Raw genomic sequence first — 21,803 nt, 5'->3', positions numbered from 1 at the left:
AAGTGGAGTTTAATTATAAAATTTTTACCAAAAAATATTTGTTCTTTAAATTTTATGATTTTTACAATGAAATTTAGTTATAATTATAGTTTATAAAAATTTATTAGGATTGATTTTGGAAATTCCTCATATCCCAGTTTTGCTTAATGAAGTTCAAGAGATTTTTAAAAATCTTAAAACAGGTTATTTTTTAGACTGCACTTTAGGATTTGGCGGACATAGTGAAGCTTTGCTTAAAAATCATCCTGATCTTAAATTCATTGCTTGTGATCAAGATCAACAAGCTTTAGAATTTTCTAAAAAACGTCTTAAAGATTTTCGCAATAGGATAACTTTTATGCAAAGTAATTTTAGTGAAGTTTTAGAAAAAATTTCACATAAAGAAGAATTAAGAGGTATTTTAGCAGACATTGGAGTTTCTTCATTTCAGCTTGATAATAACGAAAGAGGTTTTAGTGTAAATTCTGACTTTTTGGATATGAGAATGAATCAAAACTCCAAAATATCGGCTTATGAGATTATTAATACTTATACAAAAGAGCAATTAACTTCCATTTTTAAAGATTATGGAGAATTACATGATGCACATTTTATTGCTGAAAAAATTTGCCTAAAAAGAAGTAAAAATCCAATCAAAAGTGCCAAAGAGCTTTATCAAATCATAGGAAAAGGTAAACAAAATCATAGAAAAATTTCCAAAGCTACTTTAGCATTTCAAGCCATTAGAATAGAAGTAAATCAAGAACTTAAAGTGCTTAAAGATTTTCTTGGGCATTTAGAAAATTTAAAACCAAAAAATTGCATTTTAGCTATCATTAGCTTTCATTCTTTAGAAGATAGAATAGTAAAACAATTTTTCAAAAAATGGTCAAAAAACTGCATTTGTAATGAAAAAATAATGCGTTGCGAATGTGGAAATAACCATAGCCTAGGACAAATAATAACTAAAAAAGCTATAAGTGCGAGCAAGGAAGAACTTTTAAAAAATTCTCGCTCTAGTTGTGCTAAAATGCGGGCTTTTTATTTTAATAATTTGGATAATAAATAATGCTAGAAGATGATTTTATAAAAGAACGCCAAAACATACGCCAAAAAATGCTGAAATTTTCTCGCGCCATAAATCAAGGCAAACCGCTTGATGATGATTTAAGAGATGAAATTTCTAGCGATGATATTTTAAGACGTCGTTTTAAAAAAAAGACTCCTAATAAATTCTTAGAAGAACTCGATGAAGAGTATGAGTCAAAACATACTAAAAAATCAAATATATATTTAAAAGAAGATCTAATCAATGTTAAATTAGAAGAAAAGCAATCTCTTGCTAAAAAAATTTTTTCCAAAATGAAAGAAAGAAGAAAAGGAGAAAATAAAAAAACTAAAAAAAATTTTTTATTTAGCAGAAAAAAAGCAAACGAAATAAAAAATATCCAAACCAAAACACAAATTCAAACAAAAAGCAATCAAGCTACCACTCAAACAAAACAAGAAAAAAAGGGACTTACAAATTCTATAGAAAAAATTCAAAAAACAGAAACTAAAATACAAAAACCCCTAATTATAGAAAAAAAACTAGATGTTAAAAATCAACCTAATATCAAGAAAAGTTTAGAAAATTTACAAAAAAAAATAACACCACAAGAAAATAAACAAGAACTTCCAAAACCATCTAATCAAGCTCAAGAAAAACAACAAAATGATGAAGATGCTCAAAAGGCAAAAAATATTTTACTAGAAGGCTTCTCTAATGCTACCAAAGAAGATAGAAACCTAAACTTCAATCATCTTCTTTTTGCAGCTTTACTTGTTAGTTTTACATTATTTTTATTTGCCCCACAAATTTATATTAGAAATCAAATTTATTATCTTAGTAGAGAGATTGCTACATTAAGAACAGAAGAAAGTGTTTTAAACGAGGAAAATAAAGACTTAAAAAGAAGACTTGAAAATATGCGATTCCAAAATCAAATTTTAGATTATTTAGAATGAATAATCTTATCTAAAACATACTGCTCTAAATTTGCTTTTGGAATTTCTTCTTTTAAAGCTTCTTTATAAAATTCACCCGCCATTGTAGAGTACTTTTCATAAGCAAAATAAGGAAAGTGTAAAGCCCAGGCTTTTTGTATTATTTTTTTTGAGATTATTTTGCGAGTATAAACTTTAAAAATATCATATCCTATAAATACACAAGCAGTAACCATAACAGCGCTCACTATGCTTATATGAAAGTCAAGCTTTGTTAAAAAATAATGAGTAATTAAAAGCAATGGCAATAAAATCACAGCGCAAAAAACACCAAAATAAATATAAGAATTTAGAATTTTGAAATTAAAATTTAGCTTAGAAGGATCTACAAGCATTCCATCGTTAAAAAGTGCATTTGCCTCTAATAAATCTCTTATAAGAACAGGTTGCTCTGATACTTTAAATAAAAAACGAAGGCTAAATTCTTTAAATTTTTTCATAATCCACGCTTTATTTTTTAATTAAAATTTTATCCAAAGAAAATTAATTCCAACTAAAAAATCATTTTCATAAATAAGCACAAGTCTTTAAAGTTTTTTAGATATAATTTAAAATGTCAAATTTTTAAAAATACTTTAGAAAGAAAGCCATGAATTACTATCAAGAACTTAAAAAATACCTCAACAATAATCTTTTTACAAGCTATTCTTTAGAAATTGACTTTCCTAAGATTTATAATTTCAACGCAAATCAAAAAGCCTTTAGAGATATTTTAACTAAAATTACAAAAATTTACGACAAAAATAAATTTATAAAACAAAACGAACATCAATTTGAAGATGAATTTATATCAAAAGTATTAGAAATTTTAGGATGGTGCTTTGTAAGACAAGATGAAAAAATCATACAAGGAAAATTGGAAAAACCTGATTTTCTACTTTTTAGCAATGACAAATTAAAATCAAAATACGAAAATTTAGACAAAGAAACAAAAAAATCAAGCAATGATTTCACAATCATTTTAGAGTCAAAAGCTTATAATATAGAAATAGACAATAAAAAAGTAAAAGACAACCCTCACTTTCAAATTCTAAGATATCTAGGCAATCTTAAGAAAAATTATGGTTTTTTAACCAATGGTAGATTTTGGCGTTTTTATGATAATTCTATACTGAATTCAAACAAAGTTTTTTACGAAATCAATCTAGAAAAAATCATTGAAGATCAAAATATTGAAGCTTTTGCGTATTTTTATAGTGTATTTAGCGCTTTTAATTTCACAGAAAAAGAAGATCATTTAGAAATAACTCTACAAAACAATAAACTTTCAAAAATCAAAATAGAAGATGATTTAAAATCTATCATTTACGGAACCAATGGAAATGAATCTTTATTTGAATTCATAGGCTCTAGAATTTACAATAAAACAAAGGCGGATTTAAAACTAATCTATGAAAATTCTTTATATTTTATCTTTAGGCTTTTATTTATTGCTTATTTTGAAGATAAATTTGAAATTATACTAGAAAAACATAAGTATTTTAAAAGTAAAATCAGTCTTAGAACCTTACTTGAAAATTTACAAGAAGATGAAAGCTCAAGTGGTGGCTTTGGAGAACTTGAAAATATTTTCAACATTTACAACAAAGGCAAAGGCAATTTTGACATGCCTGTTTTTAATGGCGGTTTGTTTGATGAGAGCAAAACCGCTCTTTTAAGCACGCCAAAAATCTTTAATGATAAAGATTTAAAATTCATTTTAAACCAATTATTAAATTTTAAAGATAAAAATCTAAGCTTTAAAAGAGATTACAAAACTTTAAGTGTAGAACATTTAGGCACGATTTATGAAGGCTTGCTTTCTTATTTTTTTGAAATAGCAAATGAAGATATTTACTATGTAAGCTATAAAGAAAAATCAAAAGAAATAGAATGTTATTTTGATAATTATGATTTCAAAATTTTAGAAAAATCAAAAAAAGTAGAAAAATACACCTTTTACAAAAAAGGACAAATTTACCTTAAAAATACTAGCAACTCAAGAAAAGCAAGCGCAAGCTTTTACACACCTCAATCCATAGCTAATTTTTTAATCCAAAGTGCTTTAAAAGACAAACTAAACAATGAAAATATTTTGAAATTTAAAATACTAGACAATGCTTGCGGTAGTGGACATTTTTTAGTTGGAGTTTTAAATGCTATTACACACATTGTTTTATCAGATTTTGATCATTTTACAAATTTAAAAGAACTTTACGAAGAAGAAAAAGAAAATATTTTAAACTATATAAAAGATTTTGTGCAAGACTATGAAATAGATGAGAGTGATATTTTAAAACGACTTTTACTAAAACGCATTATTTATGGGGTGGATTTAAACCCTTTTAGCATAGAGCTTACTAAACTTAGCCTTTGGATAGATAGTTTTATCTTTGGAACCCCACTTTCTTTTATAGAACACCACATAAAGTGCGGCAATGCTTTGATAAATTCTAATCTAAGTGATTTTAAAGATTTGATAAAACAAAACTCAAGCAACCTTTTTACAAATTCCATAACACAAGAATTTGAAATTTTACAAGAAGTATTTGAAAAACTTGATAATCTAAAAGATACCAACGAAGAACAAATCAAACAATCTAAACAAATCTATCAAAATGAAATCACACCAAAACTTAAGAAACTAAATTTATATCTAAACTATATCAACACGCTTCATTTTGTCAACAAAGAAGAATTACAAATTCTAAAAGCCCTAAGTCAAGATGATATACAAAATTTAAGCCAAAATGAACAAGCAAAAGCTGTCATTAGCAAATATCAAAAAGAATTTAATTTCTTTAACTATGAGTTAGAATTTCCTGAAATCGTAGAAAATCAAGTCTTTAAAGGCTTTGATATCATCATAGGTAATCCACCTTGGGATAAAACTAAATTTAGTGACGATGATTTCTTTCCGCAATATAAAAGCGATTATAGAAGCTTAATCGCTAGCAAGAAAAAAGAAATTCAAGACAATTTGCTAGCGAAAGATTATATAAAGCAAAATTATGAAAAACAAAAAGCATATATAAATGATTTAAGCGAGTATTATAAAAAAGCTTATCCTTTAAACAAAGGCAGTGGAGATGGAAATTTATTTCGTCTTTTTGTAGAAAAAAATCTTTCTCTTTTAAAACAAGATGGAAATTTAGCTTATGTACTTCCTAGTGCTTTGATGTTTGAAGATGGAAGCTTAACTTTAAGAAAAGAAATTTTAGAAAATAAAACTTTAGAATATTTTTATAGTTTTGAAAATAGACAAGCTATATTTGCTGATGTGCATAAAAGCTATAAATTTGCTCTTATGCAAGTAAAAAACACACAAGCAAATCACACTCACAAAATCAAAACGATGTTTTATAAAACAGATATGAACTCATTAAAAAACAAAGATGAAATTTTAACTCTAAGTTTAAAAGATATCAAAAAACTAAGCCCAACTCACCTAGCTTTAATGGAGTTAAAAGACAAACAGGCTTTAGAAATTCTAAGAAAATGCTACAATGCTTTTCAAAACTTGTCTTTTGATTATATAGATTTTGTAAATGAACTTCATATGACAAATGATAAAGATTTGTTTATAGAAGAGTTTAGGGAAGGACTTTTGCCTTTATTTGAAGGCAAAATGATACATCAGTTTGATACAAATTTTAGCCAAGCTACTTATTTTTTAGAAAAGGCTAAATTTGACGAGCGATTAAAAAGCAAAGAACTTTCAAGAGCTAAAAAAGCTACTGGGAAAGAATTAAATCCTAAATTGATAAAATACGATAGAGAATTTTTTAGACTTGGATATAGAACTATTGCAAGCGATACAAATGAAAGAACCTTGATAGCTTCTTTATTGCCAAAAAATTGCGGGTGCGGAAATAGTGTTTATTCTAATATTCCGAAACAATATATTGTAAAAGATGATGCAATTTGCATGGATATAGTGCCTTATGAAAGAATTTTATTTGTTTTGGCTTTGTTTAATTCTTTAGTGGTTGATTTTATCATAAGAAATATGGTGCAAATCAATGTAAGCAAAACCTATCTAGAAAGAATTCCTCTGCCTCAACCAAGTGATGAAGAAATTCAAAACAATGAAATTTATAAAACCCTCGCTAAAAATGCTTTGCTTTTACAGCTTTACAATGATAAAAATCATCATTTTGATGAGCTAAAACAAGAATTTAATATAAAAAATGAAGAAATTCCAAAAACTAAAAAGGCTTATGATATCTTAAGAGCAAAAAATGATTTATTGGTTAAAAAACTTTATGATTTAAGTGATGATGAATTTTCTTACATGATAAGCACTTTTAAAGTTTTAAATGAAAAGCAAAGTGAATATACAACCTTGCTAAAAACTATATAAATGAAAGATTTATATAGTTTTTAAAATTTAATTTTTACCGATAAGTTCTTCTGTGATTCTAGCGATTTCTAATTCTTCATCTGTAGGAATAACAAGCACTTTAAGTTTAGAATTTGCATGATTTATCATTCTTTCGCCCGAAATCCTTTGTTTGTTAAGTTCAAAATCTAACTCGATACCAAGATGAGCTAATCTCTCGCATACTTTTTGTCGAACCAAACTATCATTTTCTCCTATACCACCTGTAAAAATAATAGCATCGGTTTTTGGCAACACAGCAAAGTAGGATCCTATATATTTAACAAGACGATAACAAAACATATCAAGAGCCAAGCGTGCTTTATCATTACCTTGTTCTATCTCTCTTTCTATATCTCTAAAATCATTATAACCGCAAATTCCATATACTCCACTTTTTTTATTCATCAGTGTATCTATTTCTTCTATAGTTAAACCCTTAAGATGACTAACAAAAGGTAAAATAGCAGGGTCTAAATCTCCACAACGCGTTCCCATAATAAGTCCTTCAAGTGGAGTAAAGCCCATAGAAGTATCCATACTCTTACCTTTTTCTATAGCACATACACTTGCACCATTTCCAAGATGAGCAGAGATGACATTTAATTCATTTTGATCTTTTTGAAGAAATTTTGCCGCTCTAGAACTAACATAAGCATGAGAAGTCCCATGAAAACCATATCTTCTAATATTATGCTTATCATAAAAATCATAAGGCAAAGCATACATATAAGCAAAATCAGGCATAGTGCGATGAAAAGCTGTATCAAAAATAGCTGCATTAGCAACACTAGGTGCAGCTTTGATCATTGTTTTTATACCTGCTAAATGGGCAGGATTATGCAAAGGAGCAAAAATACTAACCCTATCTATCTCTTTAAGAACATAATCATCTACTAAACAATGCTCACTTAAATTTCTTCCCCCGTGAACTATACGATGACCACAGCCATCAAGCGCATTTAAATCTGCTAAAATTCCTGATTCTTTAAAAAGCTCGTTGACTATACTAAGTCCTTCTTCGTGATTATTTATTGTTAATTCTCTTTCAAAACTTTCGTTATTTAAAGTATTTTTTAATACAACCTTTGAATTTTGCTCTCCAATTTTTTCTACCAATCCACTGGCTTTAACGATTTTATTATCAAAAAATTTAAATTTAATCGATGAAGAACCTGAATTTAAAACTAAAATTTTCATTTATTATTCCTTTCTATTGAGCTTGTATAGCACTTAAAATAACAGTATCTACAATATCATCTACCAAACATCCACGACTTAAATCATTAACAGGTTTTTTAAGACCTTGCAAAATAGGACCGATTGCTAAAGCATTAGCAGTTCTTTGAACTGCTTTGTAACAAATATTTGCTGCGTTAAGATCAGGAAAAATATATACATTTGCATGGCCTGCTATCTTAGAATTTGGCATTTTCTTTGCTGCAGTCTTTGGATCATAAGCGCAATCAAACTGCATAGGACCATCTATATTTAACTCAGGGTATTTTTCTTTAGCAATCTTTAATGCTTCTTTTACAAGATCTACGCTTTCCCCTTTACCACTATCGCCACTAGAATAAGAAAGCAAAGCTATTCTTGGTTCAAGTCCAAAAGATTTAGCAGTCATAGCACTTACATAAGCACTAGTTGCAAGCTGTTCGGCAGTTGGACTTGGATTTACAGCACAATCAGCAAAAGCTAAAACTTGATCTTCAAGCCCCATAAAGAAAATTCCTGAAACGGAACTAATACCTTCTTTGGTTTTAATAAGCTGTAATGCTGGGCGAATCGTTTCAGCTGTAGTAGTTGATGCTCCACTAACCATAGCATCAGCTTTTCCAGTATGTATAAGCAAAGTTCCAAAATAAGTTTTATCCTGAACTAGCATCTTAGCCTCTTCTAAACTCATGCCTTTAGATTTTCTTGCTTCATAAAGAATAGAAGTAAATTCTTGATTATATTCTGAATTAAGTGGATTCATAATTTGCATAGCACTTAAATCAAGACTTAATCTAGTAGCATCTTGTTTGATTTTTTCTTCATCGCCCAATAAAATAAGATCAACAACTTTACTTTTTAATAAAATTTCAGCAGCTTTTAAAATTCTCTCATCATTACTTTCTGGCAAAACAACGGTTTTTTTATTTTTTATACTTTGTTTGATTAATTCATATTTAAAACGATGAGGAGTTATAAAATCATATTCTTTAAGTTTTTGCACTTCTTCAAAATTAAAATTTTCATTAATCAAAACATAATTACGACCATCTAGAGCATGATCAAAATATTTTTGAGCTATAAGTTTATCTTCATCGTTAATAATAGCAGCGATAGGGGTATTAAGATTTTTAGCCAATTTTATACTAAGATCAAATCCATCAAGTATTCCAAATTCGCAAAAACTATTTACAAGCACAAAATCGTATTTGCGTTTTAACTCTTCGTATTCTTCTAAAATAACATTAAAAAAATTATGAGGATCTTTGCTAAATTCCTCCATTGCCTCTCTAAAGGTAAAACCATAAGCGCTTTTTACGGTTTGATTGATATTAAATTCTTCCAACCAACCCTGCAAAACAGGAACGCGATGTATGTATATCACAGGGCAATAAATTGCGATATTTTTGTAAATTTTGCTATAATTTTTAAGCAAATTTGTACTAATAATAGTATTTAACTCATCACTTCTAGATCTCATCAAATAAAGATTTGCCATCATTTTCTCCTTGAATTTATAAATGTGGAACACTCTTTGCTTTTTCTAATTTTAACAAAGAAAAATAAAAATTCATATTTTAAAGGACGAAAATGAAAAAAGTTTTATTTTATGTGTTACCGTTTGCATTTTTTGGTTGTTCTGCAACGGTTGATCCGCAAATTTCAATGAAACCACCTGCTTATGTAGAAGAACTTGCACCAAAACAAAGCAATAATGTAGAAAGTGCACCAGGATCGCTTTTTGGCAAAGGGGATAATCCTTTATTTTCAGATAAAAAAGCTATGAATGTAAATGATTTAGTTACAGTTGTTATACAAGAAAGTACCACTCAAAGCACACAAGCTAATAAAGCAACAAGTAGAACTAATACCTCAAATTTAGGCGGAGGTGCTTTAACAGGAAGTTCAGGAGTGGTAGCTAATGCTCTTAATAAAGTCAATGCTTATTCTAATATAGGCTTTCAAACCAATAGTTCAAACAACTACACAGGAACAGGCTCACAAAGTAGAAATGAAAGTTTCAATACTACAATTTCAACACGTGTAATTAAAATTTTATCAAATGGTAATTATTTTATCGAAGGTTCAAGAGAGCTTTTAATCAACGGAGAGAAGCAAATCATACAATTAAGCGGTGTTATTCGTCCTTATGACATCGGTCAAGACAATACTATAGATAGTAAATATATAGCAGATGCTAAAATTCTATATAAAACAGAAGGAGAAGTGGATAGAAGCACAAGAAAACCTTGGGGTAGTAAAGTTATAGAAGCGATATGGCCATTCTAAAAGCAAGGTTAAACCTTGCTTTTAGGCTTTTATTCTTTTACAGCCCTACTTTTAACCTCATCTTCAACTTCAGCTAAAAATCTATCTACAAGTTCACTTTCTTTTAATTTAGCTACAACTTCACCATGTCTTATGACAAGTCCTTGATTTTTCCCAAAGGCTATAGCCACATCAGCGCCCTTGGCTTCGCCTAAAGCATTTACCACACAACCCATGACACTGATGTTTAAAGGTTCTTTTATATGCTTGGTTTTTTCCTCTACGATTTTAATCGCACTTAACAAATCACTTTGAATCCTACCGCAAGTTGGACATGAAATAATATTTACTCCGCTTTTTTGTACTCCGCTATCTTGCAAAATTGCTCTTGCTACACGAATTTCTTCTTCAAGCTCACCCGTCATAGAAACACGCATAGTATCGCCTATACCTTTAAGAAGTAAATTTCCTAAAGCTATAGAACTTTTTACAGTGCTATGAAATTTAGTTCCTGCTTCAGTTACCCCTAAGTGAAAAGGATAATCACAAAGCGGTCTTAATCTCTCATAAGCTTCTATAGTTTTTTGAGCATCTGAAGTCTTCATGGAAATTTTAATATCAAAAAAGTCTAAATCCTCTAAAAGCTTGATATTATACATCGCACTTTCTAGCATGGCATCGACACCATAACCAAATTTATCACTAAATTGTTTTTCTATGGAGCCGTGATTTACACCGATGCGTATAGGGATACCCCGTTCTTTACATGCTTTTACCACTTCTTTAATATTTTCTTTAGAGCCTATATTGCCAGGATTTATACGCACGCCATCGATAAATTCAGCACAATATACAGCCAAATTATGATTAAAATGAATATCTACGATTAAAGGTAGAGGACTTTTAGCTTTAATCTCTTTTAAAGCCCTTGCATCAGCCATATCCAAGCACGCCAAACGCACTATGTTTGCTCCTGCAAAATAAAGACGATTGATTTGTTCTAAAGAACCTTCTATATCTCTTGTTTTAGTAAAAAGCATAGATTGAACTGAAATGGGTGCATCACCGCCTATTAAAACATTTCCTACTTTGATTTGTCTGGTTTTAAATCTTTTATACTCCATAACTTCACTCTTTGAAAAATTTTAATATCAAATTTTAACTTTTTATTGCTTTAATTAAAGTTTATTTTTGATAATATATTTAAATTTCATGACATTTAAATATTTATGAATTATATATAAATTAAATACAATTAAAAGAGGTTATATGCAAAATCTTTTACTCTATATAAAAAATAACCTAACTCCAACCCTAGCTCAAATTCTTTTACAAGCTTTAAAAAATTCGAATAATGAAAAATTTTTTACCTTTGTTTTGAAAAATATTGAAACAATTTGCACTTGGCTCAATTCTAACGAATTTAGGGATAGATATTTATCAACAAAACATCCTTATCCACCTTTAATCAATCCTAATTTTATAGAAATAGATTCTAGTCGACATTGCGCAGAATTAGCTTGGGATTTAAATTTACCCCTACCTAAACACTATAAATTTATCTATATTTCTCCACATGGCGTTGGAGCAGCAGCATTTTTAAGATACCTTAATCAATGTTGCGATGTAACTTGTTTTGCCTCCTGGGTTTTACCACCTGATAGCAAAGAGAGATATTGTATTAATTACATGTGTCTAAATGATAATACAATTGCTCAATATGCTATTAATATATCAGAAATTAATCTACCTTATTTTGATAAATATCTATCTTTATTAGATTTTAATTCTAAGATTATTTGCGGAGTTCGAGATCCAATAGGACTTTTAAAGCATAGCTGGGGAAGAGATTGGAGTAAAGTTTTAAGAAACTATCCCCCTGAATTTAATCTAACTTATGATTGGCGTTATTACATCAACTATCTTACTCATCAAAATCATAAAATTAAAATCGATATAAATGAACTACAACAAGAAGTTTTTATCATCTCTTATTTATTAAAATATTTTAACAAAGACAATGTATACTATCTTGATATGGAAGAAATCCGCCAATCAAAGGCCTTCGATACCATGAATTTACTTGCTATAAATTTTAATTTTACCCCCCCCCATAAAGATAAATTAGATTTATTTAAAATTAAAGAATTTAGAGGTTATATTCGCTATCTTTTTCCTATTACACTTTATGCAAATTCTAAAGATATTAATAACACCTTTTATCTCAATACTCCTAAAAATAATAAAAATTTCAATATTGATAGAACTTCTAGCATTCCCATAATTTTAGACAGAAAACATATCAATCATGAAAAAATAGACATAATACAAGAAATTATAAAAAACGACCTATGTAATGATATGGGTGTATATATTGATAAAAATGATTTTAAGCAATTAGAACAAAACAATCTTTTATTTTCAACAATTAAACATTATTTGTATGATTTTTTATATCAAATTAAAATAACCATAGATGAAACAGAATCAAAAATGATGAAAGAAAAAGATGTAATAGATTATTTTATAAAAAATAAATCACTTATTTACACTTTTTTTAATATATTTGAAAATGAACTAAATCATTTAAAACAAACACATCCTCATATTATTGATTCTTGGAAATATTATAAAGAATTTGAAAAAATATACAAAGATAAATAATCATATCACTTACACAAAATCAATAGGATCAATATCCGCACTTGCATTTTTAAATTGCAAAATATAATTTTCAATTGCCACTAAAGCTTTATGATTTTCACTTCTAAGCAACAAATAAAAACGATATTTTCCATACAGCATTTCAACTCCACAAATTCCATAGCCTACCAATTCTACCTGTTTGATATTTCTAAATTGAGAAGCAAATTTTTCACAAAGTTTTTGTGCACTTTTTTGATCTTTATCTTCTATAAGAACTCTTAAAAGGCGTTTAAATGGGGGGTAAAGATCTTTTCTATTTTCTAACTCATCTTTTAAAAAAGCATCATAATTCTCTATATACCTTTCAAAAAAAGCTCTATTTTTTGTTTGCAAAAGCACTCTTGCTTCGCCTTTACGCCCTGCCCTGCCTGCAACTTGCATAGCTAAAGCTAAAGTTTCTTCACTCGCTCTAAAACTAGGACGCAACAAATATTCATCAAGCCCTAAAATCACACTCAAATCCACACTATGATAATCATGTCCTTTAGCAAGCATAGAAGTGCCAATAAGTATATCGATCTTATTTTCATTAAAGTCTTTTAAAATAATATTAAGCTTTTTAACGCTTGTGATTTCATCGCTATCAAATTTTGCTATTTTTGCTAAAGGCAAAGCATTTTGCAAAAGCTCTAAAAGTTCAGCAGTCCCCATTTTTCTAGCTTCTAACATTTCTCCTTTGCAACTTGGACAATTTTGCTCTATTAAAGAAGTATAATTACAATAATGACATTTTAAAACATTTTTCTTTTTATGCATACTCATAGCAATAGAACAAAAAGGACATTTTATCGTTTCCCCACAATCCTTGCAAATGATTTGCCTAAAATTAGCCCTTGTAGGTAAAAACACTATAGCTTGTTTTTGATGTTTTAAACTTTTTTCTAATTCGCTTAAAAGCATAGGCGTTATACCAAGCTCATTTTCATCATATAAAAAATGCTTTTTACTCTCAAAAAAAGTTCCTTTTAGTCTAAAACTTTTTTGTTTGTAAAAACTCGTTAAAGATGGGGTTGCAGAACCTAAAACCACTTTAATATTATTTTTTTGACCCAAAAAAAGTGCTAAATCTCTCGCATTGATAAAAGGCTGATTAGAAGCCTTATAAGAATTATCATGTTCTTCATCTACTACAATAAGTCCTAAATTTCTAAAGGGTAAAAACAAAGCCGATCTTGCACCCGCTACTAAAAGCACTTCTCCCTTGCAAAAACACTCTAAATATTCTTGCTTTTTTTTCTTTGAAATTTTAGAATGCCACAGGAAAAAATTATCCTTAAAATACACTTCTAAACGCTTTTGCATTTGTGGAGTAAGTGCGATTTCTGGCATCAAAAGTAAAGCTTGCTTACCCTGTTCTAAACACTCTTTTATTAAAGAAATATAAATTTCAGTCTTGCCACTACCCGTATCAGCAAAAAGCAAAGAATTGTTTTCTTTTTGAAGAAAACTTAAGGCATTTTGTTGTTGATTGCTTAGCTTAGGGGTATCTTTAAAAAACATTTTTTGACATTCATACTTAGGACTAGTTTCGAAAAAGCCCAAAACAAAACCAAGTTTTGAAGCATAATAATAAACAATAAAATTTGCCAATTCAAGTTGCAAAGGAGTTAGAAAATACTTTGTAATTTCTTTAATTTCTATAGTTTTAAAATCAGGTTTTTGACATTCTTTAAGTACGATGGCTTTAAGATTTTTTTTAGATTTTAAATCCACTAATACCTGTGTTAAAGGTTTGATTTCATCAAAACTATGAAAAGTTAAATTATCCAAATACAAACCACAAATTGCAAGTTCATAATATCTTATATCAGATCTTTGCATCTAGAACTTCCTATACACTTTAACAAACCTTCTTTAGAATCATAAATAAATTCAACCATCTCTTTGGCATTTAATGCAAATCTATAGTGATTTTTACCTATTTTTATCCAAGATTTAAAATCAGAATAAATAGGTGTATCAAGCAAAGAATAATCACAATCATTTAAACAATAAAAGAGTTTTTCTTTGGCTTGATTGTTTTGCGCATTATCTAAAATTTCTGGAAAATTTAAATTTTTAAGTCTCATTTGACTACGCATTAAAGCAAGAGCTGAGCTTAGCATTTCATAGTCCATTTTTAATTTTAAAATTTTAACCTCATCTTTTGTAGTATTGATAAAAGATAAAGATAAGCTTGATAAAATTCCCAAAATCAAAATCACAAAAACAAGCTCAAGCAGAGTAAAAGCTTTATTCATTTTGTCGGGAGTTCTTCATTGATTGCTTTTATTAGTTTCTTAAGTTCTCTTTCTAAAATATAATTTTCATAACTTTTTTTAACAAACGCATCTACAAAGCGTTTAAGTTCTATTTTTTTAGTACCGCCAGAAATCAAAGCGATATCATCTTCTAAAAAATTTGCAAATTCTTCACTGCACTTAACAATGAAATCTTTTGCACTAACATTAACAATGACTTGTTTTAGATTATCTGCCAAGAACAGCCTCTATTTTCTTATAAATATCTTCGCTTTCTATATTGCGAGATTTAAGTTCTTCTTCTAAACGCATGATTTGATTACTTTTTGCTTCATTTTGTGCTTTAACGCTTACAAGCTCATTTCTTAAAGCCTCATTGGCTTCGCAAACTTCGTTATATTTTTCAATGAGTTCATTTACTTTATCTGTCATAGTATTGATTATTTTTTCATCAAACATATTTTTGCCTTCTTAAGAAATTTGTAATTTATGGAAAATATTATTTGATATTGTAGCAGAAAAAAATTTAAATTTAGGTTTTTATTGTCAATTAATTTTTAATTAAAGCATTTTCTTTTAAAATTTTTTCAAAAATAAAAATAAAGTAGAAAAATGTTAGAACTTACCAGCGAATTTAAACCTAGTCCTGATCAACAAGAAGCCATAAAAGGTATAGTAAAAAGTATAAAAAAAGGCAACAAATATCAAACCTTACTAGGCGTTACAGGAAGTGGAAAAACCTTTACCATGGCAAATGTCATTAAAGAACTTAATATGCCTACTCTTATCATGAGTCACAACAAAAGCCTTTGTGCACAACTTTATAGCGAATTTAAAGGCTTTTTTTCTAAAAATCATGTGGAATATTTTATATCTTATTATGATTATTATCAACCTGAAGCCTATATCCCACGCACTGATGTTTTCATAGAAAAAGACAGCTCCATTAATGAAGACTTAGAGCGTTTAAGACTGAGCGCTACTGCTTCTCTTTTAAGTTATGAAGATGTAGTTTGCATAGCTAGTGTTTCGGCAAATTATGGACTTGGTAATCCAAATGAATACATAGGCATGGTTTTAATCTTTGAACTAGGTATGCAAATTTCACAAAAAGAACTTTTAAAAAAACTTGTAGATATGGGTTATAAAAGAAATGATAATTTTTTTGATCGTGCAGATTTTAGAGTTCAAGGAGATATTATAGATATTTATCCAGCTTATTATGAAGATGAAGTAGTAAGACTTGAATTTTTTGGCGATGAGCTTGATGCTATGTATCATTACAATGTTTTAGAAAATAAAAAAGGTAAAGATTTAAAACGCTTCATACTCTATCCTACAAGCCAGTTTAGCGTGGGCGAAACAAGATTAAAACAAGCGATAAAAGACATAAAAGCAGAACTTAACGAACGCCTTGCTTATTTTGAACATGAAAATAAACTCGTAGAATATCAACGCCTTAAACAAAGGGTTGAATTTGATCTTGAAATGCTTACAAGCACAGGAATGTGTAAAGGAGTTGAAAACTATGCAAGGCATTTAACAGGGCTTAAAGAAGGTGATACTCCTTATACGCTTTTTGATTATTTTGCGATTAAAAATAGGAAATTTCTTGTTATAGTCGATGAAAGCCATGTATCTTTACCACAATTTAGAGGTATGTTTGCAGGAGATAGAAGCAGAAAACAAACCTTGGTAGATTATGGTTTTCGTTTGCCTTCAGCCTTGGATAATCGTCCTTTAATGTTTGATGAATTTATCCATAAAAATTGTCAATTTCTTTTTGTTTCAGCCACACCTGCACCTTTAGAACTTGAACTTAGCAAAGAAAACATCTTTCATCAAATCATGCGTCCTACGGGACTGCTTGATCCTTTAATAGAGTTAAAAGATAGTGATAATCAGGTTGAAATTTTATTTGATGAGGCTAAAAAAGTCATACAAAGGAATGAACGTGTTTTAGTGACTGTGCTAACTAAAAAACTCGCTGAAGAACTTACAAGGTATTATTTAGAGCTTGGTATAAAAGTCAAATACATGCACTCAGACATCGATGCTATAGAACGCAATGAAATCATAAGAGGTTTAAGAAGCGGTGCTTTTGATATGCTAATTGGCATTAACTTACTTAGAGAAGGACTAGATCTACCTGAAGTTTCACTCATTGCCATTATGGATGCAGATAAGGAAGGATTTTTAAGAAGCGCTACAAGTTTAATCCAAACCATGGGAAGAGCAGCTAGAAATGTCAATGGTAAGGTTTTGCTTTTTTGCAAAAAAATCACAAAATCCATGCAAGAAGCTATGGATACCACCAATGAACGCCGCAAACTTCAAATGGCTTATAATAAAAAATACAATATTGCCCCAACCTCAGTCAAACGCCATATTGAAGAGAGTTTGAAAAATGAAGAGGATTTAGGCGAAATTTATCGCAAAGGTAAAAAACTAGAAAAAATACCTGCTAGCGAAAGAGCTAAACTTGTCAAAGAGTTAAGAAAACAAATGCTTGAAGCAGCTAAAGCACTTGAGTTTGAAAAAGCTGCTGCTATTAGAGATGAGATTAATAAATTAAGGGATTTATAATAAAAATATATCCCTTGTTCTAACTCCTGCCTCATTAAGTAAAGCACTTAAAATTTCATACTGAAAGTCTTGTAAGGGACGTTTTTCTTTTAAAACTATACCTATAACCCCTTTAGTTTTTTCCCATCTTCTATAGGTAAATACATAGCATTAGCATTAGGCAGGGTATTTGTACAAACACCTGCTCTTTCTTTATTTGTTGCAACCCATTGAGCAATAGCAATCTCATCAGCACTAAAACAATTTTTTAACATTTGCTTATCATCGTTAAAAAACAACAAAGGTTTCGATAAAATATTGTTTTTATTTATAGGATAAATAATAATAGGCAAATTTATAATTTTAAAGCTTGATTTCCAAGTTGTTCCCAAAGCTCTTGTTTGCTTTTCACTCTTGCTAAATTTTCACTATTTTCAAGTAAAATAGCTGTTCTATAAGCTCTTTTAGTGAGTTCTTTAGATTGCAATTTTAATCTTCTAGTAAAAACAGCTGTTAAAAATCCAACTATAAACATAGTTGTAAAAGTAATAATATTTCCACTATCATGAACTTTAAGACTAAAAATAGGTTCTAAAAAGAAAAAATTATAAATCAAAACACTTACCAAAGAAGAATAAAAGGCGAAAATTTTATTGTCAGAAATAAAAGAAGAAGCAAAAACTGCTAAAATAAAAATCATAACTATATTACTTGGCTGAGTATTAAATTTATGAAATACAAAAGCTATAAAAGTTGCTAAAAGCAAAACTCCTGTGATTTTTAAAAAACCTAAAAAATCAAAACTTTTTTTACTTCGTATTTTAGGAGTAGAAATTTGATTTTCATTAACAAGATATAAATCAATATCGGGTGCTTTTTTAGCAACAGCTTCAAAAATCTCTTCTTTAAACTTTTTTTATCTTTATTTTTGCCTAAAACAATTTTAGAAACATTGCTAAGGCTTGAATACTCTGCAATTTGTCTTGCTATATCATCATATACGCTAATGATTTCAGCATCAAAACTTTTAGCTAGTTCTATATTTTCTTCTAAGGCTTTTGCTTCTTTAATATTGGGATTTTTTATATAAAGCGCACTCAATTTAGCATGAAAAGCTAAAGCAAGTCTTGCAGCTGCACGATAACCTTTGCATTTGAAGCATTAATACAAACTAAAATATGCTCTCCAGTATGATAAGCTAAATCATCATTAATAAGCCTTTGTTCACTTGCTCTTAAATTCACTCTTGAAGCAAGTCTTCTTAAGGCAATCTCACGCAAAGCTATAAGTCTTTCTTGGCGAAAGAAATTTTCAAGTGCTAGTTTGGCTTGTTTTTCCTTATAAATTTTACCATCTTGCATTCTTTTTAAAAGCTTATTAGGTTCAATATCAACAAGTTCAACCTGATCAGCCTCATCAAAAATACGATCAGGAATACGCTCTTTAACTTCTATCTTACTGATATTAGCGACTAAATCATTTAAACTTTCTAAATGCTGTATATTTAAAGTAGTATAAACATCAATCCCTGCTTTTAGAAGTTCTTCTATATCTTGAAAACGCTTTTCATTACGCAAGCCTTTAGCATTAGTGTGCAAGCTCATCTACTAAAACCAAAGCAGGCTTTCTCTTAAGGGTAGCGTCTAAATCAAATTCTTTTAATACTATATTTTTATAAGGAATTTCAAGATTAGCTATACTTTCAAAACCTTGTGCTAAAGCCATTGTTTCAGGTCTATCGTGAGGCTCTATATAGCCTAAAACAACATCAACTCCATTATCCCTTAAAGTTCTGGCTTCACTTAACATAGCATAAGTTTTTCCAGAACCTGCAGCATAACCTAAGAAAATTTTTAATTTTGCAAGTTTGTTTTTTTCTTCTTCCTTAGCTTTAACCTCAAGTTTTTTAAGAATTTGTTCAGGACTTTGTCTTTGCATGTTTATTCTTTTTTCATGGCTTTAGCAATAGCTATATTAACGGCTAAAACATTAACCTTTTCTTCCCCAAAAATCCCTAAAAATTTAGACTCTGTATTTTCTTGAATGATTTTTTCTAATTCTTCTTTGGTGATTTTTGAAGATTGACTTATCCTAGGAATTTGCACTAGGGCTGCTTGAAGACTGATATGAGGATCAAGACCTGATCCTGAAGCGCTTAACAAATCCAAAGGAATTTGTTCTTTTGTAATTTGCGGATTTTCATCTAAAAATTTTTGCAAATCTTTTTGCACACGCTCTTTTAAAGCAGGATTTGACATAGCATAATTAAATCCACCTGAACTTTACACTGCTTTCATTTGTATCGCTTGTATTGTAATTTGACACAGATGTTCTTGAATGTAGAAAATAAGGTTTATTAAAATCTTGACCCAAAAGCTTTGAACCTACCGCTTTGCTTACATCCAAAGTCGGACGACCTTCTTTATCTACTAAACTTCCACTTGATTGATAAGGAAAAATAAATTTTGCAACTGTATTTAAAGCAAAAGGATAAATAAGAGTACGCAATATTAGCATTACCACAAAAAAACTAAGCAAAGTTCTAAGCATATCACACTCCTAAAATTCTAAGTATCCAAGCTGTAGGAATATCAATTATTTTTATCCCTATAAAAGGTGCGATCATACCACCTAAACCATAAATACTTAAATTTCTTAAAAGCAAATGCTCGCTTTTCATAGGCTTAAATTTAACTCCACGCATAGCAATAGGATGAGCAAAGGTATAATAATAGCATTAAAAATAAGTGCTGATAAAATAGCGCTTTGCGGGGTAGCTAAATGCATAATATTTAAAATTTGCATTTGAGGTAAAACCACACTAAACATAGCAGGTAAAATAGCAAAATACTTAGCAATATCATTTGCCATACTAAAAGTTGTAAGACTGCCTCTAGTAATAAGCAAACCTTTTCCTATTTCAACTACTTCTAAAATTTTAGTAGGATTAGAATCAAGATCTATCATATTGGCTGCTTCTTTGGCTATAGTAGCTGCTGTTAAAGGATTATCTCCGGTACACATTAAAGTTTTTATGCCCATTTTTCTAAGCTCATCAAAGCGCTCTTTAAGTCCTGGTTTTACTATATCCTTTAGATAAATCACTCTTAAAATTTTTTCATTTTTACACACTACCAAAGGAGTACCACCAAGATTTGAAATTTCCATTACCTTAGTTTCTAAATCGCTAGGAATTTTTCCATTCATTTCGCTTATATAAGCTCTTATAGCATCAAAAGCACCTTTGCGAATTTTTATATTATCTTGCAAATCCACACCACTCATTCTATTTTGAGCGCTAAATTCGATAAATTCTTTAATATCATTACCTTCTAATTCATAACCCATTTTTTAAGCCAATGCAACTATGCTTTTACCTTCTGGAGTTTCATCTTTTAAAGAGGATAAAACACAAGCTTTAATCATTTCTTCTTTACTTATACCTTGGACTTCATAAAATTCATTTGCCAAACGGTTTCCAAAAGTAATCGTTCCTGTTTTATCCAAAATCATAGTATCAACATCACCACAACTTTCAACAGCCTTGCCTGAAAGTGCGATCACATTAAAACGCGTTACCCTGTCCATACCTGCTATTCCTATAGCTGATAAAAGCCCCCCCCCTATAGTTGTAGGAATAAGACATACAAGCAATGCTACTAACCATGAAATAGGCAAACTCACGCCTAAAAATTGTATAAAAGGATATAAACTTACAACCACCACCAAAAAACTCAAACTAAGTGCAATTAAAAGAGTATTAAGAGCAATTTCATTTGGAGTTTTTTGACGCGCAGCACCTTCTACAAGATTGATCATTTTATCTAAAAAACTTTCCCCAGCTCCAACTAAAATTTTAATCTTTAAAAAATCAGTTAAAACCGTAGTCCCACCTGTAACAGAAGAAAAATCACCGCCCGCTTCACGCATAACAGGTGCACTTTCACCTGTAATAGCTGATTCATCAACACTTGCAGCACCTTCTATAATTTCTCCATCATTAGGTATAAGTTCACCTGCTTTAACTAAAACTATATCACCTATTTTTAACTCGCTAGAATTAAGCATTTCTTCACTGCCATCACTTTTTATGCGTCTAGCTTTAGAATCCTTTTTGCTTTGTCTTAAGGTAGCTGCTTAGGCTTTACCCCTTCCTTCTGCAATACTTTCTGCAAAATTTGCAAAAAGCAAGATTATAAATAAAATAAAAGCGATTAAGATGTTATAAATTCTTTCATCAGAATTTCCATTAAATAAAGTAGGAAAAATACTTAAAATCAAAGTAAGAATCGATCCAACTTCCACCATAAACATAACAGGATTTTTTACCATCAAGCGTGGATCAAATTTTAAAAATGCTCCTTTTATGGCATTATTTAAAATTTCTTTTGTAATGAGTTTATTTTGTTTTTTAGACATTG

The 21,803-nt window shown here is 29.5% G+C and carries 17 protein-coding genes and 3 pseudogenes; 6 read left to right on the top strand and 14 right to left on the bottom strand.

All coding sequences use genetic code 11. From position 1 onward, the window contains the following. Nucleotides 1–109 precede the first annotated feature (109 nt). Both rsmH and OT390_RS03625 read left to right on the top strand, forming a co-directional pair. Nucleotides 110–1,048 (top strand): 16S rRNA (cytosine(1402)-N(4))-methyltransferase RsmH, encoded by a 939-nt coding sequence (gene rsmH / locus OT390_RS03630; protein ID WP_394535743.1) that lies wholly within the window; start codon nucleotides 110–112, stop codon nucleotides 1,046–1,048. Beyond that, on the top strand, nucleotides 1,048–1,986 hold the full coding sequence (locus OT390_RS03625; RefSeq protein WP_406611516.1) for a hypothetical protein: 939 nt from the start codon (nucleotides 1,048–1,050) through the stop codon (nucleotides 1,984–1,986). Before rsmH ends, OT390_RS03625 begins: the two co-directional genes overlap by 1 nt. Here OT390_RS03625 and OT390_RS03620 read toward each other — a convergent pair. Continuing rightward, nucleotides 1,974–2,465, bottom strand: coding sequence for a hypothetical protein (locus OT390_RS03620; protein ID WP_002852223.1), 492 nt, complete (start codon nucleotides 2,463–2,465; stop codon nucleotides 1,974–1,976). The genes OT390_RS03625 and OT390_RS03620 overlap by 13 nt on opposite strands. Nucleotides 2,466–2,614: 149 nt before the next feature. On the opposite strand from OT390_RS03620, the gene OT390_RS03615 reads away from it, so the two are divergent. Continuing rightward, nucleotides 2,615–6,367, top strand: coding sequence for an Eco57I restriction-modification methylase domain-containing protein (locus OT390_RS03615; RefSeq protein WP_394535742.1), 3,753 nt, complete (start codon nucleotides 2,615–2,617; stop codon nucleotides 6,365–6,367). 27 nt (nucleotides 6,368–6,394) lie between these two features. On the opposite strand, the gene OT390_RS03610 is transcribed toward OT390_RS03615, so the two are convergent. Together OT390_RS03610 and pta are read right to left on the bottom strand one after the other, a co-directional pair. Next, nucleotides 6,395–7,585: an acetate kinase gene (locus OT390_RS03610; RefSeq protein ID WP_002864740.1), complete on the bottom strand. Its 1,191-nt coding sequence runs from the start codon at nucleotides 7,583–7,585 to the stop codon at nucleotides 6,395–6,397. Nucleotides 7,586–7,598: 13 nt separating this feature from the next. Then, nucleotides 7,599–9,104: a phosphate acetyltransferase gene (gene pta, locus OT390_RS03605; RefSeq protein ID WP_002864739.1), complete on the bottom strand. Its 1,506-nt coding sequence runs from the start codon at nucleotides 9,102–9,104 to the stop codon at nucleotides 7,599–7,601. A gap of 89 nt (nucleotides 9,105–9,193) precedes the next feature. Here pta and flgH point away from each other — a divergent pair, with 89 nt between their 5' ends. Next, nucleotides 9,194–9,892: a flagellar basal body L-ring protein FlgH gene (gene flgH / locus OT390_RS03600; protein WP_002864738.1), complete on the top strand. Its 699-nt coding sequence runs from the start codon at nucleotides 9,194–9,196 to the stop codon at nucleotides 9,890–9,892. Between the two features lie 29 nt (nucleotides 9,893–9,921). Here flgH and ispG read toward each other — a convergent pair whose 3' ends face one another. Then, on the bottom strand, nucleotides 9,922–10,995 hold the full coding sequence (gene ispG, locus OT390_RS03595) for a flavodoxin-dependent (E)-4-hydroxy-3-methylbut-2-enyl-diphosphate synthase (RefSeq protein ID WP_002854766.1): 1,074 nt from the start codon (nucleotides 10,993–10,995) through the stop codon (nucleotides 9,922–9,924). Nucleotides 10,996–11,140: 145 nt separating this feature from the next. Between ispG and OT390_RS03590 the strand changes: the two genes are divergently transcribed. After that, nucleotides 11,141–12,535 (top strand): DUF2972 domain-containing protein, encoded by a 1,395-nt coding sequence (locus tag OT390_RS03590; RefSeq protein ID WP_052800289.1) that lies wholly within the window; start codon nucleotides 11,141–11,143, stop codon nucleotides 12,533–12,535. Nucleotides 12,536–12,544: 9 nt separating this feature from the next. On the opposite strand, the gene OT390_RS03585 is transcribed toward OT390_RS03590, so the two are convergent. From OT390_RS03585 to OT390_RS03570, 4 genes are read right to left on the bottom strand one after another with little or no spacing between them, the layout of a single operon-like run. Continuing rightward, nucleotides 12,545–14,398: a primosomal protein N' gene (locus OT390_RS03585; protein WP_074470951.1), complete on the bottom strand. Its 1,854-nt coding sequence runs from the start codon at nucleotides 14,396–14,398 to the stop codon at nucleotides 12,545–12,547. Further along, entirely contained in the window at nucleotides 14,380–14,817 is a 438-nt protein-coding gene (locus tag OT390_RS03580; protein WP_002852324.1) for a prepilin-type N-terminal cleavage/methylation domain-containing protein, read from the bottom strand. The genes OT390_RS03585 and OT390_RS03580 overlap by 19 nt, the downstream gene beginning before the upstream one ends. Further along, complete coding sequence (locus tag OT390_RS03575; protein ID WP_002852220.1) at nucleotides 14,814–15,056, bottom strand: hypothetical protein; 243 nt, start codon at nucleotides 15,054–15,056, stop codon at nucleotides 14,814–14,816. The genes OT390_RS03580 and OT390_RS03575 overlap by 4 nt, the downstream gene beginning before the upstream one ends. After that, the gene (locus OT390_RS03570) at nucleotides 15,046–15,276 is read right to left on the bottom strand and encodes a hypothetical protein (protein WP_002852327.1); all 231 of its coding nucleotides are present in this window, start codon (nucleotides 15,274–15,276) and stop codon (nucleotides 15,046–15,048) included. The genes OT390_RS03575 and OT390_RS03570 overlap by 11 nt, the downstream gene beginning before the upstream one ends. Nucleotides 15,277–15,429: 153 nt before the next feature. On the opposite strand from OT390_RS03570, the gene uvrB reads away from it, so the two are divergent. Further along, nucleotides 15,430–17,403, top strand: a complete 1,974-nt coding sequence (gene uvrB, locus OT390_RS03565; protein WP_394535741.1) for an excinuclease ABC subunit UvrB — start codon at nucleotides 15,430–15,432, stop codon at nucleotides 17,401–17,403. 101 nt (nucleotides 17,404–17,504) lie between these two features. On the opposite strand, the gene OT390_RS03560 is transcribed toward uvrB, so the two are convergent. The 6 genes and pseudogenes from OT390_RS03560 to kdpB all read right to left on the bottom strand — a co-directional run bounded on the left by OT390_RS03560 (nucleotide 17,505) and on the right by kdpB (nucleotide 21,801). Then, on the bottom strand, nucleotides 17,505–17,657 hold the full coding sequence (locus OT390_RS03560; protein ID WP_224374383.1) for a hypothetical protein: 153 nt from the start codon (nucleotides 17,655–17,657) through the stop codon (nucleotides 17,505–17,507). Nucleotides 17,658–17,737: 80 nt separating this feature from the next. Beyond that, entirely contained in the window at nucleotides 17,738–18,148 is a 411-nt protein-coding gene (locus OT390_RS03555; RefSeq protein WP_240368079.1) for a DUF4118 domain-containing protein, read from the bottom strand. A 23-nt stretch (nucleotides 18,149–18,171) separates the two neighbouring features. Beyond that, nucleotides 18,172–18,483, bottom strand: a complete 312-nt coding sequence (locus tag OT390_RS03550; protein ID WP_250531209.1) for a hypothetical protein — start codon at nucleotides 18,481–18,483, stop codon at nucleotides 18,172–18,174. 14 nt (nucleotides 18,484–18,497) lie between these two features. Continuing rightward, nucleotides 18,498–19,191: pseudogene (locus tag OT390_RS03545) on the bottom strand (hypothetical protein). Between the two features lie 131 nt (nucleotides 19,192–19,322). Then, nucleotides 19,323–19,932 (bottom strand): annotated as a pseudogene (kdpC, locus tag OT390_RS03540) (potassium-transporting ATPase subunit KdpC). A 1-nt stretch (nucleotide 19,933) separates the two neighbouring features. Next, nucleotides 19,934–21,801: pseudogene (gene kdpB, locus OT390_RS03535) on the bottom strand (potassium-transporting ATPase subunit KdpB). Between the last annotated feature and the right edge of the window lie 2 nt (nucleotides 21,802–21,803).

The sequence above is a fragment of the Campylobacter sp. CFSAN122748 genome, from assembly GCF_045277125.1.
In the GTDB taxonomy this organism is placed as follows: Bacteria; Campylobacterota; Campylobacteria; order Campylobacterales; family Campylobacteraceae; genus Campylobacter_D; species Campylobacter_D jejuni.
The sequence above is the reverse complement of the archived record's forward strand: the minus strand, read 5'-3'. Positions and strand labels throughout refer to the sequence as shown.

Bases quoted from the DNA above. Each gene is read 5' to 3' on its own strand.
- OT390_RS03625 (WP_406611516.1), top strand. From the start codon at position 1,048: ATGCTAGAAGATGATTTTATAAAAGAACGCCAAAACATACGCCAAAAA.
- OT390_RS03620 (WP_002852223.1), bottom strand. From the start codon at position 2,465: ATGAAAAAATTTAAAGAATTTAGCCTTCGTTTTTTATTTAAAGTATCA.
- OT390_RS03615 (WP_394535742.1), top strand. From the start codon at position 2,615: ATGAATTACTATCAAGAACTTAAAAAATACCTCAACAATAATCTTTTT.
- OT390_RS03610 (WP_002864740.1), bottom strand. From the start codon at position 7,585: ATGAAAATTTTAGTTTTAAATTCAGGTTCTTCATCGATTAAATTTAAA.
- pta (WP_002864739.1), bottom strand. From the start codon at position 9,104: ATGATGGCAAATCTTTATTTGATGAGATCTAGAAGTGATGAGTTAAAT.
- flgH (WP_002864738.1), top strand. From the start codon at position 9,194: ATGAAAAAAGTTTTATTTTATGTGTTACCGTTTGCATTTTTTGGTTGT.
- ispG (WP_002854766.1), bottom strand. From the start codon at position 10,995: ATGGAGTATAAAAGATTTAAAACCAGACAAATCAAAGTAGGAAATGTT.
- OT390_RS03590 (WP_052800289.1), top strand. From the start codon at position 11,141: ATGCAAAATCTTTTACTCTATATAAAAAATAACCTAACTCCAACCCTA.
- OT390_RS03585 (WP_074470951.1), bottom strand. From the start codon at position 14,398: ATGCAAAGATCTGATATAAGATATTATGAACTTGCAATTTGTGGTTTG.
- OT390_RS03580 (WP_002852324.1), bottom strand. From the start codon at position 14,817: ATGAATAAAGCTTTTACTCTGCTTGAGCTTGTTTTTGTGATTTTGATT.
- OT390_RS03570 (WP_002852327.1), bottom strand. From the start codon at position 15,276: ATGTTTGATGAAAAAATAATCAATACTATGACAGATAAAGTAAATGAA.
- uvrB (WP_394535741.1), top strand. From the start codon at position 15,430: ATGTTAGAACTTACCAGCGAATTTAAACCTAGTCCTGATCAACAAGAA.
- OT390_RS03560 (WP_224374383.1), bottom strand. From the start codon at position 17,657: ATGTTAAAAAATTGTTTTAGTGCTGATGAGATTGCTATTGCTCAATGG.